The sequence below is a fragment of the Leptospira ainazelensis genome, from assembly GCF_016918785.1.
GTDB classification, from domain to species: Bacteria; Spirochaetota; Leptospiria; order Leptospirales; family Leptospiraceae; genus Leptospira; species Leptospira ainazelensis.
Map to the genome: position 1 here is coordinate 1 of NZ_JAFFPT010000068.1, position 1,584 is coordinate 1,584.

Annotated in this window: 1 protein-coding gene and 1 pseudogene; both read right to left on the reverse strand. The window is 35.9% G+C overall.

What is annotated here, in order from left to right:
• Positions 1–99 precede the first annotated feature (99 nt).
• Positions 100–1,260: a hypothetical protein gene (locus tag JWG44_RS15770; protein ID WP_205275971.1), complete on the reverse strand. Its 1,161-nt coding sequence runs from the start codon at positions 1,258–1,260 to the stop codon at positions 100–102.
• A 215-nt stretch (positions 1,261–1,475) separates the two neighbouring features.
• Positions 1,476–1,584: pseudogene (locus JWG44_RS15775) on the reverse strand (type II toxin-antitoxin system PemK/MazF family toxin); the annotation flags it as partial.

A 1,584-nucleotide genomic window follows, 5' to 3' on the forward strand; every position in this document is an offset into this window, starting at 1 on the left:
CCGAAGTGACAAAGCAATGTGGCTTTAGCCCGAAGTGAGCGCGAGCGGGAACCGTGAGTCGCGAACGAAGTGAGAAGACGAAGTTATGCGATGGCGCTTTTAATGAGATAAACTTTTCTTTTTAAACAGATCAAGAATTATGAAAAAAATGTTTTTAAAAAAATAGAATTTTAAATTTCGTGGAGTAACAGAAAAAACAATCGTTGGCTTTTGATCATAAGTAATGCTGAACGAAAAATCTTTTTCACACACCTTAAATTCGCTATTCATATAAGCATCACGCAAAATAAAATTAGAACCTTCTTTTTCTAAACAGGAAAATAGATAATTGCTATCGAATTTCATAACATTATCATCTAAGATATAAAATATTTTTTTCCTAACCTTACCAGTAAAAAGGTCTTTTCTAATTTCAATCTTGAATAGTATAAAAGGAAGCACCTCTTTAAATGGTTCTTTAGCTTTAATGAGAATTCTAATTGGAAAATACTCTAATCTACGATATAGAGAACGCGCCAAGTATCTGTCCCATTTTCCGGTAGCGCTCACAGCATAAGGAATAATGTCGTTAGGAGCATAAATGCTAATATTCAAGTAATTTAACACTTCGGGTCGCAGTTGATATAAATTGACACCTAATTCTAAAAACCTACTTTGCAATGGCCGTCGTGAGCGAGTCAAAATATAATTTCCGATGTTCATCTCATAGGATTTTCGATATGGTTTTTTCAGCATTGCAACTGTAGGTGATGTTTCTATTTTTTGACAAAGAATATTTAGCAAATTTAGATTCCGTTCCAACCATATCAGCATTGTTCTTTGCAAGACGATTTCAAAAGTTTTAGTAATATTTCTTTTTTCACCAAGTGTAAAGATGACATTATTCAATGTTAAATCAAGCAGTACTGCAATATTAGCTATGTCGGAATTCGCAAGTTTTGCTTTATTAAAAATCGGCCTAATTTTTTCTTGCATTGTCTTTAAAGATTTGAGATCAGCAATTCTTGTCTGATCGGACATTAATTCTTCTTTTAGCCAGACTATAAAATTTTGGAGATCCCTTGATATCTCGATTCTCAATTTAAAAGCATCATCTATTAGCTGCTTTATTCTCGCAAATTTAATCTCCCTAGCAAAGGCAAAATAAGAAAGCCTTATTGCAAGCCAACCCCCTATTACATATCCAAGAAACTGAAGAATATCTAGACCAACTTCTATTCCATCTTTATTGTCTTTTAACCAATTAAATAATTCAATCATAATGTATTTTAAAGCGCTGTCGCATAACGAAAGAGGCTTCTCGACGTTGCGGCCGCAAGCGCCTGCGCGCGATGCGGTTGACACTCGGTTCGAGCGACCTTAGTCGCGTCCCGCGAACCGAGTGTCAAAGCAATGTGGCTTTAGCCCGGAGTGAGCGCGAGCGGGAACCGTGAGTCGCGAACGCAGTGAGAAGCCGTAGTTAGACGAAGTGCCCTTTAATCTAAGCCTGTAACGAGTTTAAGCCCTATTTCAACTTCATTTAATTTAGTTGATTTGAGTTTTCCCGCTTTATTAATAAATCTTTCTTTGTCTAAAGTCACAATT

Excerpts from the sequence above, each read along its gene's own strand:
- JWG44_RS15770 (WP_205275971.1), bottom strand. The coding sequence starts at position 1,260 with ATGATTGAATTATTTAATTGGTTAAAAGACAATAAAGATGGAATAGAA.